Consider the following 15,081-nt stretch of genomic DNA (forward strand, 5'->3'; position numbering starts at 1 on the left):
TATGAATATTATTAAACTAGGAATAAATGAAGAGATAATAGAAGCTCTATCAGAATCATCATTTTCTCTACTGACCACCATTGAAGAGTCCAAAAGCACGTTACAACAATTAAAGAAATTAGATTTATTGATATCTGGTGAATTCGATGATGATTTATGGTTATTGGCAAATCCTAACTCTAAAGGCAGAACACATAAAATTGACTTCAACGAGTTAAACACACATATGTTTAGTACTGATTTACCAAATGAGTTTAAACTCATAGTTAAGTGTTGGATTTCAGAATTATTAAATAAATTCAAGACTACAACCGTAGTAAACCAATATTATCACTTCTTACTAGCATTTAAAGAAACCGATGGCTTCCAAAAAGAAACTGTTAATCAATTCATAGAATGGTTACATAAACCAAACATTCAAAACAACACTAAAATCTACTTAATAACTTCAATGTTGAATTTTTTTGACTATAGTGACCTTGAGGTTGGAGAGATTTTCATCCCTAAACTTCATGAAGTAAACTCTAAACTTAATTTTATTCATAGTGTTAGGCAACTTCCACCTTCAAAGGAAATACTGAAATTTTCTTATTACTTAGAAAAACATTTTGAAACAATTAAACAGCTAGAAGCAAAAGGCAGTTTAGATATAACAGTACAAAAGGAAAAGATTTTGTATTACCCTCTTTTAATCTGGTGGAAGCTTACCAATGTTATACCTATAAGAAGCGTAGAATTTGCTGCCATAAAAAGAAATTGCTTATCAGTCAACAATAATGAGTACTACATACATCTTCCAAGAAGAAAGGTACAATCAAACAATAAACGCAACATCCAAATACTTGATACTGTCGCTATATCAAAAGATATATATGATCTCATAAATAATTATATTAACGATACTCAATCATATGGTTATTCTAATACCCTAGTTTCGTATCCTTCTTTAATATGGACAGATTCATCCAATCAAAGAAAACGACAGAAAAGGGTTAGTACTGATTTTAATCGTGAGAATCTGCAAAGATTAATTACAAAATTTTACAAAGATGTACTTAATAAAACGTATAATTGTGATATTCCTAAAGAATATCATCTCAGCCCTAATGATACTAGACACCTTGCTTTCGTTTCTCTCATGATGCAAGGAATTTCTCCAGTTGAAATCGCAAGACTCGGCGGACATCAAACAATTAATGCACAATACCACTATTCATCTCATATAGAATATTGGATTGATAGTGAAGTATTTAAATTATTTTCCAAATTTAAATACTTGAAAGAAAATCAAGATAAAGGACAAACTTCAGATACTATAAATGATTCTTTTATCCCTAAAGAAATTCAATTAAAAGCATTTGCTCCCCCTACCTCTTCTTTCCAAGGAAAATTAAAAATAGGTTATTGTACAGATGCCTTGCAAAGATGCGAGTCTGAAGAATGTATGCTTTGTTCTCATTGGAGAATTAACACAAAAGAGCTTCTGGAAAAAGAAGAACTAATTAAAGAAATATTGTTTAAAAAAAGAAAGCATATCCATGAACTCTTTGCGTTTATAAAAAATTTACATTCAAATATTTTAAAAAACGAATTGATACAAATAAATCCTAATACATTAGGACGGCTAAAAACTACCTCAAAACAAATTCAAGCCGAGATAAGTAATTTAACAGCGCTACAAACTCTGAATTCAAAAGGAGGCATTTTTGATGAATAAATTGGGGCGTAAGGTAAAATTAACAGAGACTCAAGTAAAAGAAATAATCTATTTGTATAAAAAGGAAAAAAATGTATCAGGTCAGATTAAGTATTCGGATATCCATTATTTTTCTAATTATTTAGTTGAGCAAGGTCGATTAGATACACATACATCAGAATCTTTTTGGAGAAAACAAGGTCGCCTAGGTAGAGAATTAGTAGATGAAGCAAATGCTGTATTTACGCATCGACTTCCTATTTCAAATGATACAAAGAAAGCAGTTCCAAACATAGTAGATCTAGTTGATAAAAAATACGCCAATAAAGAGGCTTTAATTAATAGCTTACTTCCATTAGAAAAGCTAATTATTAAAGGAATACAAAAAGAAAACGAGCTTAAACAAAAAAATGAAGACTATAAAAAGCAACTCTCCATACAAAAAGAGAAATATAACAAATTACAAGAAAAGCAAAATCAGATTCAACTACTTTTATTTGATCTATATCATCACATATTAATGGAGTCTAGTCATAAAACCAAAGGAATGGCTATAAGAGCTATGGAAGAACTATTTACTAGTCCGATTGACTTTTTCGAGGAATTCAAAAAAACTAAGCCAGCAAACAATTCATCTAAGAATGTAATTTCGATTAATAGTAATAAAACTGAGAGGAAGTTATCAAATCGATTTAGAGACAAGTTTGATTAATTTTTTGTATACTAATTTCACTTCAAATAAAATATTATTACTTTTTACCACATTCCCCATTTATCGTGGGCAGGCAATGGTGTCTGATTCTCCTGTAAATTAGGTAGTGGAAATAATAAAAAATACTTTAAGCGGCTTGAATCCTGTACTCCAATGTAACTTAGCCGCTTTAATCTTTTCTTGGTAACGCTCATTATTATAAAACTATAACCATCTATTGCTTGTTGTACCGTCTTTAATTAGGGGAATTCTGTTAGGCTTATTATGAGGATTTTGAAAAAATATATTTATAACTAACACAGCAGGTTAGTGGAAGACCGGATAATTAAATTATATAGTTCCATTCCCAAAATGTTTTTTTACATAAATTCATTTATGTAAAGTGATATTTGACCAACATTGACCTTTCTGAACATTCGTGATATAATAGTTATAGTTAAAAATATCATATATTGAGCACTTACAAGTGTAACTACAGCCCCATCTATACCAGTAGCAATAAGCTTACTCCTGTTAGCAATTGTATTAAGAATTATTAGCTTAAAAACATTGACGGGAGAGATGTCTATGAAAAAATTACCTAGTCTTCTAAATGTAAAATTCCTTATATCTGTTGTATCGGAAACATTTTGGACAGGAGTATCTGGTATCGCTGTAAGTGCTGAGTATATGAGTAGATAAATTTAAAAAAGAAAGCTATTGTTTTGATCAATCTTTATTCAAAACAATAGCTTTTTATGTTGCTTTTAAATAAAGTTATGATGTTTATAAAAAAGACGCGATGTTTCAAAGAAAGTTGCGATAAAAAAGAAATTAATCTTTTGTTCAAAAAGATTAATTTCTTTTTTATGATTTAAATGTATTTTAACTTTATTATAAAAGAGCCCAAATCATAGCCTGTTTTTATTATAAATATAGCTGAAATTAGGGCTAGTGGATATTTAATAAATGGTTTTTTTAGGAACTCCTGTATATTTTTCATCTTGTAAACCTCCATTCTCGATTTATTCAACACCATTTATTGTAATCTCATTTTGAGAAATCATAACTTTTAAATGCTTTGTTATGACCATCATGTTATCAATAGCATATCTAATTAGACTCAATATGTCTTCTTCTATATTAAGTCCTTTTTTAAACGTTTCGCCCAAGTTATCAATATTCTCAATATCACTATTTTCAAAATCAAGATTAATTTTTGTAAACGTCATAACATAATCAGCCGTTTCAATATTTTCTATCATTTCTTTCATTAAAGTTTTATGAAGTTCTTTTGTCTTTTGAATATCCTCAAATACTACATTTTTATTAAATCCAAATCTTTCATATTCTTTATATGTTGTATTTAGAGGATGAGCAATTATATATGATCTAATCGCTTTGAAATAATCATATTTATCCCTATTTTCACTTTTAACACCATAAAACTCGTCTTTGTCGTTCTTTTTGTCATAGACTGTTAATGATTTTAACAAGTATTCTATTGATGTTAATATTTTGTCTGAAACTGATATTAATTCATACACATTAATATCATCATTTTTATTGTTTATATCTTGCAAAGCATAATTTATAACTGCTCTAGCCGACATAATTTTAGTGTTTATTTCAAAATGTTTATTTGCATCTTTTTCAAAGTAATCATTACACACTTGATTAAATTCATCAAATGCTTCTCTATTAATTTTCATTAATATAACAATCAAATCCTTCCATTAATTTATTCCTATAATATATATTTATAATCTATCATATTCACTTTTATATCAAGAATATTTTTGTTAATGTATTGCGTTTACCAAACTTTTACTAAAATTTTGAGTTACGCTGTTTTCCCCTTTTAATTAAAGAATTCCAAGTGAATTTTAATCAAACATTTTTATAAAAAAGAATGTTTATTTGAATAGAAAAGACTCCATTTTGATTAAGCTTTTTTCAAAACGGAGTCTTCTTATCTACCATATAATATAGGTTTGTGGAGCTTTTTTGATTAAACTTTATTACAAAGATACATTATGACATCAGCAAAAGGGGATTGTTGCCGTGTCCCAATCGATTAGGAGCTCAATAAACTGAAGTCCATAAAAAATCAGCTTAAATTCACATTTTTTTTACTAGTTCAAATTCATCTTTTCTGTCCCGTTTTTCTTTTGCCGCTTCAATATATTTCACGTAATCCTTCTTAAAATCATCTATATGAACTAGTGAAATATAAGAGTCTTTATCCTCATCAAATAGGTTGTTACAAGGGTTAGATTTATAGGCAGTTTTAATATTTAGGACATTTTTTCTCACAAGATTATCAAAATCTAGTATTACCTCACAATTTGATTCTTGATTACAAACACTACAAGTATGTGAGCTTTTACTTAATATTAGGTCTTTACTTTCATTTGTGTAAACAGCAACTACACCGTTTGTACGATTCTCATTTCGATCCTCCAAAGAATATCTTAACTCATCATATAACCAATCATCATATGCCCCCCAAATATCCTTCTTATAGGAAACAGCTTTAGGAGTTAACAATACAATTGTAACAGAGGTTTGTTTCAGTTTGTCGTATAGGTATTTCTGAATCGTGTCTTCGCTCATAGTACTTCTGTCCTCATTTTCGGATCTATTAAAGACTTCAGTTGATGATTCAATTAATTCTTCTAACTCTTCCTTTAAATCGTTACCATCACTAAAACGAAATGAAATAAATACGTTTGTCCCCATTCTGTCTACTCCTCTTTATTATACAATTTTAAACTTCTTTGGGTTTGTTTTATATTCTTTTAAGATAATCAAAATATCATCAATAAGCTGATCAATGCTTCGATTAGGACTGTTAAGATTATGATAGCTTTCTAAAATTTGGGAGTTCTCAGAAAAAGTAGTCGTTATTTTTCCTAGCTGATCTTCCCATATTTTTTTTGCAACGTATCCAGTTGAGCCTATAGATAAAACAAGTTGTCCTAACTCTCCAGCAATTCTTGCCTCTTCTTCAACACCAGGAGAGTTTTGTAATTCATTGCTCCCACTAACTTTTTTATTTCCGAAAACACATATTGTCACACCACATTCAGACAATATTTTCTCACGGTATGCACGTTTTTCAGGTACCGTTTGTTGTGTCGGGAAAGGTCTTATTACCAGCTGGGAGCCTACTCTTGTATGATTTAAAAGAGATTCTTGAATTAAAACACCAGTTACTACATTCCTACCAACTCCTAAGCCAAAACCAGATGATATTTCAAAGCCTTCAGTAAATAGTGCTTCTCCTAACCTTACACAAAACTTGTCAGCTTGTTTTAAAGCATCATTACCGGTTTTTCCAAGAAAATTATCAACTTCTTCGTATGCCCCAGATACAAATACTTTAGTCGATAAGTACTTTCTTTTAATTGAGTCTAGTAATTGAGTCATCTCATCATAGGAATCAACCAATATTGCCTTAATACCATATCTTAATAAATCCGCTACTCTTAATCGCTGTTTATTAATTCTGTATTCTAGTTCCCTAGCTTTTTCTTTTGGGTCATCAAACTGATCAAATTCAGGATCACCCTCACTAATCTTTTTCAACAAACAGTAGTGTCGACGGGGATTACCCTCTAACATAATTCGAACTTTAGATAAAATACTTTCTAAGTTAGGGTCATCAAAACTAAATCCAATAAACAAAAATGTATTACTAAGTAAATCTGTCTGAAGAGTCTTGGTAAAAAGTTCATTCTTCTTATCATAAATTTCATAATCATCTTTAAGTAACACCGTACTACTTGGGATTCCAATATCACCATGCATTTTGTAAATAGTAGTTTCAGAAAAATCTATTTCAGTAGCCATATCTTCAATGGACTTTTTTACATCAATCACTTTATTGTCATCTAAATATGCCTTTTCTAAGAAATCGTCATAGTTTGTCGTCCAAATTTTTCGTATGGGCAATGATCTTATTATTTCATGATTTTTATTTATCTTTCCTTCGCGAGCAATCTTATTCTTTAAAAGATTAGTTATAGTTTGCTTAGTACCTGACTCATTATAGATATATTGAGCAACTGATATCAAATCATTTTCTTTCGATATGTCTAACCCGATGGACTCAGCTTCCTCTCTAAGTAAATCACTCCAGCTGATTCCACCAGATGGAATCGAAACTCCTGCACCAGCAAATATTGCAGCTCTACCGTTATTTAAGGCTCTTACATATGAATTTACAAAGTTCTTTTTATCTCTTTCAATAACTGTCATTATCTCTAAAACACCTCCTGCAAAAATACAGATTCCTCTTTATTTTAATTGCGTTACTGTATCTAAAACTCAATAATTTAGCGTAACTCATCTGCCAAAGGCACAATGACTTCATCTAATGTCTTTCTCCACTGACGCTTCATTTCTGGTCCGTATTTCAATGGTTTTGCATCTGGATGTATGGCTTTATACTTATCAAATTGCTTGCTATTGATGATTCCCCTAATATTCGGAATAGGGTCTGATCCTATCACATATTGAATCGCGGATAAATGCAGCTCATTTCCCTCCACAAACCAAGTATTAGCAAATTCTTTAATCGCTTTATCATAGGATTCGGTGAAGAAGCGTCGTTTAACTACAAGAATATCTTCCTCTGAATCTATTTTTTTAGTATCAATAGCGTTTAACATCGCACGGTACACGTCTTTAACAATTTCTAATTTCTTCAGCTTTTGAAGCGCTTTTTCGATCTCGTCACGGATATTCTGATTATTGGCTGAGTATGTTCCTAATAGTCGGTCAATGTAGGTTGAGTCAATATCATAGACCTTAATTGCATTTTCTCCATAGAATTCAATGCCCGAGAAATCTGGACCCGGTCCATCTTGGGCCCCTTCATCTACTAATGAACCCTTAACCGTGTTGTATACACCAATATATTCTTCTAAGGTATTTATCTGTTCTTGAAGTACTTTTGATTTCTCCATATCATCGTTGTACTCATCATATGTAACTAAAGCTTCGTAGGTATTATTTAGCTCTTGGAAAGCTTTCACAAATTCAATTCGGATTTCAAGAGGTGAGTGCTCGTTAATATCGGTCGGATTTGGAACTAACGTTGTTAACAATTTGTGAGCCTTCTTAAAACGTTTCTTCGATTCATCATAAGTTGGATAAACAAGATCAGATTCCTCTTGTGCTTCAGAATATAACTTCGTGGCATCCTTAACATTTTGTTCCATTGTCGAAGGTTTCCGGAATGTCACAATCAATCCTTTTGTCTTTCCTGGATAGGTACGATTGGTTCGAGAAAAGGCTTGGATCAAATTTGCATAACTTAAATTTCGATCCACAAATAACGTTTGAATCGTTGGTGCATCAAACCCGGTCAATAAACGGTCTACAACAATGACTAAGTCAATTTGTTTTCCAAACTCTTTGAACTCTGCCTTCTTACGAGCTAAGCGATTGTTGATATCGCCATTATATCGTTCAATATCTTCTATTGACCAAGCGGTGTGATAATAATCGTTATAGTCCTTAATAATGTCTTTCATTTCATCTTGAATTTGTTTGGAATTATCCTCATTTTCTTGTATCGAATAGGTGATAGCAATCCGTGGAAAATCTGGATCTTCAATCGTACGCCCCGTTCGAATCGGATTTCCCGCAAATTCTTTCGTCAACCATTCTGGATCTTTGGTCATTTCCTTGATTGCCTGATAGTAACGTTTCGCCATATTGATGGAACTCGTTGTTAAAATAGCAGACTTTTGCGGGCGACCGTTTTGGAAGTCAAATTTTGTATAGGCATTATCTGGTCGAAAAATCTTATGAATGACTTTTTGAATATGTTCATCACTTTCGAAAGAAGATGGTTCAAGATATGCTTCCTTTTTCTATACCATCCATTTGATCAATAATGCCATTAATTTCATCATCACTAAAATGAGCGTATTTTTCATTTTGACGCATTTGAGCAAAAATATAATTATTTAATGATACTGGTTCAATCGTATCCTCGTGCTCTACTTGAAATCCTAAAACAGCCCCATCATCTAACGCATTCTTAATGGTATAGGTATGCAAGACTTCTCCATATTGATCACGAGTGGTGCGAGCTAATCGACCTTTAGCTTGCTTTTTATTTACATCAAATATCGGCGTACCCGTAAATCCAAACCATGTAGAATTAGGGAAAAATCTTTTAATCTCTTCCATCCCTTCTGCGCTTAACGCTCGATGGCATTCATCCACGACAAAGACAATATGTTGCCCCAGTAATTCCTTAAAACGGTGGGTTCCTTTTTGTTCCTCTTGTCTTTGGGCATAACGCAAGGCAGCCTCTAACTTTTGCCGAGTGGTAATAATCACTGTATTGGAATTAGCATCAGATAGTAGAGTATCACTTAGCTCTTTCGCACTTCCGGTTCCGACAATCAAGCTATTAGACTTGGCATTACCAGAAGAAATACCGGTATTAAACTCGGAAGCAAATTTGGTAAATTCTGTTGTAGTTTGATTATCCAAGTCTTTTCGGTCAATCAGCATAATTGTGCGGTCCACACCTGGTTTACGAGCCAATAACTTCGTAGAAACAAAACTTGTCAACGTTTTTCCTGAACCAGTCGCATGCCAAACATATCCTGATTCATGTTTCGTGGTAGATGTAAATAAGGCTTCAATCGCATGAATTTGATAAGGGTGTAAGACCATTAAGGCTTTATTGTCTTGATCCTCACTCACAATCGTGTAATTGGCAATCAAGCGATGTGCATCTGGAATATTTAAGACTTGTTTCACAAATTCATAGAGATTGTCTACTTTTCGATTGTCTGTTGTTCGCCAGCTAAAGATAAATTTCTTATGCATGTCTTTTGGCATCGTATTAGCAAAATAGCGAGTCGTTTGTTCGTTGGAAATGACAAATAACTGAAGAGTAGAAAAAATATTATTTCTAAACATCCCTTCTTCTGCGTATTTCTTGATTTGATTATAGGCCTGGAATACGCCGTCTTTGGCACTCACCTGTTTCAATTCAATTTGAACAATTGGCAATCCATTGATTAAGAGTGTCACGTCAAATCGGCGATCACGCCCATCAACGTTTACCTTTTGTTTCGCAATCTGATGAACAACTTCGTAAGTAGATATTCCACCACCAATATCTTGATTGGAATACAACACCAACGACATAGAACCCAGAGATACATCTTCACGTTCAATCGTAATCCGAGAGATTCCATTCTCCCCTTTAAGCCATCTAGCAGCATCAAAAGGTGTCCGTGTTTTCGATAGTAATTCTGTTTTAATGATGTCAAATTCTTTATCAGAAATTGGATGTTCCCCAATTTCTGATAAGTTATTTTGAGTAATCTTTTGTCGCAAGTTCTTCCATAGGTCTTCTTCGGATTTTAAATCTGGACGATAATTCCACTGATTATGACCTTCTCCTAGCACTTCAATCAGGCGACGTTCTACTTCAGCTTCATCATTATGTGGTATCTGTGTCATGTTTCTCCCTCTCTTCTATCCCCTTAGGCAAACATCTTTTGTAGGAATGCTTTTTTCGTTTCTTTTAAGGCATCTAATTCACGCTGATGAAGAGCGATAGCGTCATCCAGTTGTTTAAAAAAGTTACCAATCATTTTTTGTTCTTCGTATTTTGGAATATCAACCAGAAATTTTTTCATCTCGGATGCCAAAATATGCTTTATAGTATTACCAGTTGTGATGTTATTCAATTTCTTTTTTGATTTATGGGTTTGAAACTGATAATTTAAGAAGTATGGATCAGCTTTTTCTCGATAGTTTGAAAACATAATCAAAGCATGAGCAGCAGTATTATCTAATTCTTCAGGAATCACTGCTGTATGTCCAACATGTCCAGATTGAACCATAACTAAGTCACCAGTATGAAGCCAGTTATTTTTTTGCTTTTCGTAAAATTCATCATTGATGAACACTTCTGTATTTCTATTTATCTGTCCATCCTTAACATTATTTGATTCTAAATAAAAATGACCATCTTCCACATAATATGGCGTTGCTGTACCAACAAAAGCATTTCTGATTTTTTCGTAAATACTTTCTAACTTACGCTGCTCCCAATCTCCAGTAAATCCTGGGAACCGAACTTCTGGCACGGACTCCCCCTCTTTTGGAAACATTTTTTGCAAGAATCCCTTTTTTGTTTGTTTGAGGGTGGTTAGTTCTTGCTGATGAAGAGCGATCATGTCGTCTAGTTGTTTTAAAAAGTTACCGATTTGGGTTTGTTCTACCAGGTTAGGGATTAAATGAAGAGTCTCAAAAAAATCGCTCACACTTATGTTTAGAAGACCATGATTACGTGCACCTTCTACAGATATCATAGATACTTCTTTATGCCACACTGCCGATTCAAAATAATGAGTTAGGAAATCACTAGAAACGGAATAATTTAACGGTCTAAAGCATATATATAAACTGGATAATACACCCTTATCATGTTTTTCGAGTCTTTTAATTGCACCATATGGATAACCGTTTGAATAACTCTTGTTGTAAGCAAACTCCCCTTTGTATAATAAGTAATATCCCTCTAAATTAGTACTAGCCACTGTTTTATTAAAATAGGTTTCTTGGTCAACTAATCCATACTGGGCCGATATTGTCAAAGGAAGCCTAGATTCACCTTTTTTGTTTTTTCTTGTAACTCTTTCCACTAATTCAGTTAAGGGTTTCTTTCCCCAATTCCCAGTAAATCCCGCAAACCGAATCTCTGGTATATGGTTATTTTTCACGATTAAACACCTCTAATGCACCCTTGATCCATTCTGCGTTTTCTTCATCAAATTGTAGCGAAGAAATCATGTCGTATAAATTGGATTCTAGTTCTGCTTTTTCTTTTCGAATTTCTTGAATTGTTGAGCCAATTGCAGCCATATCTACAGGTGCTTCTTCCTCAAAAGTATCTACATTATCGGGGAATGTTTAAATTGAACTCATTTTCTTTGATTTCATCAAAGGTAGCAACGTGGGCATATTTCTCCACATCTTCACGCTTCTTATACGTTTCAACAATCTTATCAATATGTTCTTTGAAGAGTTTATTTTGGTTCTTTCCTTTTATAAACTCCTTGCTTGCATCAATGAATAACACATCACGAGTGGCACGATTCTTCTTCAAGATTATGACTGTTGTTGGAATTGATGTCCCAAAGAATAAGTTTGCTGGCATACCAATAACAGCATCAATACTTCCATCTTCTAGTAATTTCTTACGAATCACACCTTCTGCAGCTCCACGGAACAGTACCCCATGCGGTAAGACGATTGCCATTGTTCCAGAATCTTTCAAATGATAGAATCCATGTAAAAGAAAAGCAAAGTCTGCTTTTGATTTTGGCGCTAACTTCCCGTAACGGTTGAAACGAGAATCATCTAAGAATGTGTCGTCTGAAGACCATTTTGCAGAGTATGGTGGATTCATAAGGACAGAATCAAAGGTATATGGTTCATCTGTTGGCCAATCTTTGTTCAACGTATCCCCATTGCGTAAACGCATATCTTCTTTATCAACACCATGCAAGATCAAGTTCATCTTCGCTAAATTATAGGTCGTTGTATTTAGTTCTTGTCCATGATACTTTACACTATCTGGATGGTTAATATAGTTTTGAATATTCAACATCAAGGAACCTGATCCCATGGTTGGATCAAATACACTAAACAATTTTTTGTCTTCTTGACCAATTGCGGCGATACGAGCCATCATGACAGATACCTCATGAGGTGTATAGAATTCTCCTGCTTTCTTACCAGCTTCTGAGGCAAATTGACCAATCAAGAACTCATAGGCATCCCCAATGACATCGCCATTATGTCCCAGCACATCGACATCATTTAGTTTCTTCAGTACTTCTGTAATAGTAATGTTTCGTTGTTGATCATCTGCTCCAAGTTTTTTTGATTTCAAATCCACATCATCAAACAATCCATTAAATTGATCATATTTCGTAGACAAATCGATAAAGGCTTTATTCAAGTCATTTAATTGAAACGTGTTTTGTTTAGCTTGATTGGTTAATACATTAAATAAATAATCTAGTTCAATATCATAGCCTAATGTATCCACTAACGTTTCAATCAAGTCATTTTTTATATCTTCATCTGCTAATGATTCTCTATACAATTGAGTTTGTTTTTCTTGTGTATCGTATTCTTCTAGCGATTCATCTGCTATTTCAACTACTTTTTCTAATAATTTATCAGATAAGTACTTGTAAAAGATCAATCCTAATAAGTAGTTTTTGTATTCTGATGCATCCATTTTGCTTCGCAAGTTGTCTGCGGCACTAAATAATTTTGAATTTAATTCAGCCATGTTGCGTTCCTCACTTCTTCTATTATTGATCTAATTGCTTCAATGCTTTTAAATAAAGTTGTTCTTCAAGTTCTACTTGTTTCTTTGCCAAAGCTTGACGCTTTCTCAAAAAGAAATAAGCTTTTCCAATCGTACGTTGTTTCTCAATACTTGGTAACTTAATTTCTAATGCTTTTAAAATCGCTGGAGTTAATTTTGGTACAGTACTTCCTTGCATGGAAATTGCCATTTGCTTTTTCATTGAGTATGATTCATTCAACGCATAACATAAATAGCTACTATCCAAATATTCATGTTTAATAATGAGTTTCGCAAAGTTTTGGCTTATGATCTTCCCTTGGTTTAAGTCACTCACTATCCCAGCTTTTGAACTAACAAAGCTGAAAACAACATCTCCGGCACTGCTCAAATAACTGTCTTTATAATTTGAATTTCCACTATAAGAACTAGCTTGTAATTCTAGAAATGATCCATCTAAATCATTCATTAAATCCTCATACGAATAAGCAACTAAATTCAGATCATTTTTCTCGTTTCCTCTAGAAAGGTTTCTTCCTATTCTAACTGTTACGATATCTTCAAGTTTCATATCCCGCCCTCTTTAAAAAAGTATTTCTTTAAAATTACTTAATTATCATTACGATTAAATCTTATCACTCTGAAAATAATCCGTCAACAATTCAGATGTAATTTTCAAGAATTACATCTGAATTTCCCTACCCTAATTAAAAGCTAAGAAGATGATGTAAAGTTAAATATCCTTATGGTTATACTATAAAAATATACTGTAATTTAACACATATACAAATGTATACAATACAAAGATAGTAGGGAGTGATTAAAATAGCAGAGACATTTCGGCGTGGGAAGATAGAAGACTATATTAAACGACTTCATTGGAGAAAAGAAATCATGGTAAGTCAAATAAATAAAAATGAATTTTCATGTATTAGAGACAATTTATTAGGGCAAATACAATCCATAGATTTTGTCTTAAATGAATTGATTAAAGAATTTAGTTTATTTCAAGAAGAAAAAAATTAGACTATTTATAATTAAGAAGATATACATTTGTATACAACTCTTAATTTCGCTCATCAAAAAATGGGCGAAATATATATATGCCCATCATTACAACAAAGTTTAATTACGCCCCATATATAGCTTGCCTATATGTGCCAATATGATAGAGGCTGCTGCACGACGGAAGGCTTCTTTAAAAACTTCCCTCGGGTGTACAATTGACGTGTTTAAACTTCCAATAAAGATCGTTTGCCTATGTATAACTTGATTTTTTGTATTTAAATATAAACAAACAAAATGCTCTTGTTGTAAAAAACGCATTTCTTCCATCATGTATTTCGCACAATCTTCTGGACTTCGAATACTATATCTATTTTGATATTCTAAACGTACCATTCTTCTGCCTAGTTCAAAGGCTGCCATAAGTTGCGATGCCTTTGAAATCCCAATACCATGTATACTAATTAGCTCTTCTAATGTTGCATCTTTCAACATACGTAAGCCATCAAATTGATGTAAAATTTTATCTGACAACTTTAAAACTGTTTCTTCTTTAGAACCTGTTCTGAGTAACACTGCGAGAAGCTCTCGATTTGATAAACTTCCAGCACCTTCTAACAATAAACGCTCCCGTGGCTGTTCTTCTCTTACAACATCACGAATACCGTTCATCTCTCCACCCCTTTATTTGTTCTCTCAAAGAAAACCCCATGCAATTTTACGCATGGGTTACATCAATATCAAATTGTTTTAATTCCCGAACGAGACGTGCAATTGGTAAGCCAACTACACTATAGTAGTCCCCTTGAATATTTTGAACGAAAATAGATCCTTTACCTTGAATCCCATAACTACCGGCTTTATCAAAAGGTTCTTTCGACGCGACGTATGTATCAATTTCCTCTTCTGTTAACTCCCAAAATGTAACTTCTGTACGCTCATAAAAAGTAACCGTTTTTTCTTTTGCTATAATTGCAACACCTGTATACACTTCATGTGTTTTCCCTGATAGTAATTGCAACATCTCTTTCGCCTCATCCTCATTAGAAGGCTTACCAAGAATACGCGACTCATATGTAACAATTGTATCTGCACCTAACACAATGTGATCACTATTATTTTCTGCCACCGCTGATGCTTTTTGCAAGGCAAGCGACATTACAATATCAGAAGGCGATGAATATGCACCAATTGTTTCCTCTACTTCACTTACAACGATTTCAAATGGCACACTAGCTAACTCAAGCAATTCCTTCCTCCGAGGTGACCCTGAAGCTAAAATTATTTTTCTCATATTTTCTCCTTCCTTTCTCACATGAA

The 15,081-nt window shown here is 33.0% G+C and carries 9 protein-coding genes and 2 pseudogenes; 2 read left to right on the top strand and 9 right to left on the bottom strand.

The genetic code is table 11. The features are described from left to right. The first annotated feature begins 1 nt into the window (after position 1). Positions 2-1,717, top strand: coding sequence for a tyrosine-type recombinase/integrase (locus tag BC_RS22225; RefSeq protein ID WP_001021385.1), 1,716 nt, complete (start codon positions 2-4; stop codon positions 1,715-1,717). Then, the gene (locus BC_RS22230) at positions 1,710-2,408 is read left to right on the top strand and encodes a hypothetical protein (RefSeq protein ID WP_001037288.1); all 699 of its coding nucleotides are present in this window, start codon (positions 1,710-1,712) and stop codon (positions 2,406-2,408) included. Before BC_RS22225 ends, BC_RS22230 begins: the two co-directional genes overlap by 8 nt. A gap of 1,004 nt (positions 2,409-3,412) precedes the next feature. On the opposite strand, the gene BC_RS22235 is transcribed toward BC_RS22230, so the two are convergent. From BC_RS22235 to BC_RS22275, 9 genes and pseudogenes are all read right to left on the bottom strand, one after another. Next, positions 3,413-4,099, bottom strand: coding sequence for a hypothetical protein (locus BC_RS22235; protein ID WP_000700766.1), 687 nt, complete (start codon positions 4,097-4,099; stop codon positions 3,413-3,415). Positions 4,100-4,508: 409 nt separating this feature from the next. After that, complete coding sequence (locus tag BC_RS22240) at positions 4,509-5,129, bottom strand: TIR domain-containing protein (protein WP_000537095.1); 621 nt, start codon at positions 5,127-5,129, stop codon at positions 4,509-4,511. Between the two features lie 18 nt (positions 5,130-5,147). Continuing rightward, complete coding sequence (locus BC_RS22245) at positions 5,148-6,650, bottom strand: SIR2 family protein (protein ID WP_000215932.1); 1,503 nt, start codon at positions 6,648-6,650, stop codon at positions 5,148-5,150. A 77-nt stretch (positions 6,651-6,727) separates the two neighbouring features. Further along, positions 6,728-9,887, bottom strand: a pseudogene (locus BC_RS22250) (type I restriction endonuclease subunit R). Between the two features lie 23 nt (positions 9,888-9,910). Next, entirely contained in the window at positions 9,911-11,155 is a 1,245-nt protein-coding gene (locus BC_RS22255; protein ID WP_000794333.1) for a restriction endonuclease subunit S, read from the bottom strand. Beyond that, positions 11,145-12,738, bottom strand: a pseudogene (locus tag BC_RS22260) (type I restriction-modification system subunit M). Before BC_RS22260 ends, BC_RS22255 begins: the two are co-directional and overlap by 11 nt. A 22-nt stretch (positions 12,739-12,760) precedes the next feature. Continuing rightward, the gene (locus BC_RS22265) at positions 12,761-13,327 is read right to left on the bottom strand and encodes a restriction endonuclease subunit S (protein ID WP_000762853.1); all 567 of its coding nucleotides are present in this window, start codon (positions 13,325-13,327) and stop codon (positions 12,761-12,763) included. A gap of 554 nt (positions 13,328-13,881) precedes the next feature. Further along, complete coding sequence (gene radC, locus BC_RS22270; protein WP_001013395.1) at positions 13,882-14,433, bottom strand: RadC family protein; 552 nt, start codon at positions 14,431-14,433, stop codon at positions 13,882-13,884. A 46-nt stretch (positions 14,434-14,479) separates the two neighbouring features. Next, positions 14,480-15,055: a Maf family protein gene (locus tag BC_RS22275; RefSeq protein ID WP_001226290.1), complete on the bottom strand. Its 576-nt coding sequence runs from the start codon at positions 15,053-15,055 to the stop codon at positions 14,480-14,482. Positions 15,056-15,081 lie beyond the last annotated feature (26 nt).

The sequence above is a fragment of the Bacillus cereus ATCC 14579 genome (genome assembly GCF_000007825.1).
In the GTDB taxonomy this organism is placed as follows: domain Bacteria; phylum Bacillota; class Bacilli; order Bacillales; family Bacillaceae_G; genus Bacillus_A; species Bacillus_A cereus.

Excerpts from the sequence above, each read along its gene's own strand:
- BC_RS22265 (WP_000762853.1), bottom strand. The coding sequence starts at position 13,327 with ATGAAACTTGAAGATATCGTAACAGTTAGAATAGGAAGAAACCTTTCT.
- radC (WP_001013395.1), bottom strand. The coding sequence starts at position 14,433 with ATGAACGGTATTCGTGATGTTGTAAGAGAAGAACAGCCACGGGAGCGT.
- BC_RS22235 (WP_000700766.1), bottom strand. The coding sequence starts at position 4,099 with ATGAAAATTAATAGAGAAGCATTTGATGAATTTAATCAAGTGTGTAAT.
- BC_RS22275 (WP_001226290.1), bottom strand. The coding sequence starts at position 15,055 with ATGAGAAAAATAATTTTAGCTTCAGGGTCACCTCGGAGGAAGGAATTG.
- BC_RS22230 (WP_001037288.1), top strand. The coding sequence starts at position 1,710 with ATGAATAAATTGGGGCGTAAGGTAAAATTAACAGAGACTCAAGTAAAA.
- BC_RS22240 (WP_000537095.1), bottom strand. The coding sequence starts at position 5,129 with ATGGGGACAAACGTATTTATTTCATTTCGTTTTAGTGATGGTAACGAT.
- BC_RS22225 (WP_001021385.1), top strand. The coding sequence starts at position 2 with ATGAATATTATTAAACTAGGAATAAATGAAGAGATAATAGAAGCTCTA.
- BC_RS22245 (WP_000215932.1), bottom strand. The coding sequence starts at position 6,650 with ATGACAGTTATTGAAAGAGATAAAAAGAACTTTGTAAATTCATATGTA.